Origin of the sequence: Halorubrum sp. SD690R (genome assembly GCF_005435035.1) — an archaeon.
In the GTDB taxonomy this organism is placed as follows: Archaea; Halobacteriota; Halobacteria; order Halobacteriales; family Haloferacaceae; genus Halorubrum; species Halorubrum ezzemoulense.
This window is the reverse complement of the sequence record NZ_SGTV01000140.1, coordinates 1-448: the sequence shown is the minus strand read 5'-3', so window position 1 is coordinate 448 and position 448 is coordinate 1. Positions and strand designations below refer to the sequence as shown.

General features: G+C 64.7%; 1 protein-coding gene. It reads right to left on the bottom strand.

Annotated elements, in window-relative coordinates:
* Window positions 1-126: 126 nt before the first annotated feature.
* A partial coding sequence (locus tag EXE41_RS18775; RefSeq protein ID WP_241987299.1) for a hypothetical protein occupies window positions 127-448 on the bottom strand: 322 nt, incomplete at its 5' end.

Here is a 448-nt window from a genome sequence, read left to right as displayed (position 1 = left end):
TCGACGCCAACCACGTAGACCAGCGCGCCCACCGCGAGCACGCCCAGCGCCAGCGTCACCGCCGACATGGTTCACCTCCGTTCGTTCGTGTCCGATTCAACTCGGTTCGTCCGCTGTGAGTGTGTCTCATACTTCTCGATCGATGTTGCTCCAGATCTGCTGACCCAGATACGCCAAGAAGACGAGAGCGGCCGCGACGACCGCCCACTCTCCCGTTGACGACGGCGGCAGGACCTGGGGGAGCGTCAGCGCCCCCACCGAGATAGCCGAGAATAACTGCGGCCCCGAGGCGATGAGCGCGTCCGTCAGCGCCCACACGACCTCCGGGTTCAGCACCGCGGCGATCGCGCCAAGTCCCGCCGACACCTGCGTCAGCGGATCCTTCGCGATGTCTTTCAGTGTCACTCTGTCAACCCTCCGAGCTGCAGCAGGTCGGCGACGATGTACA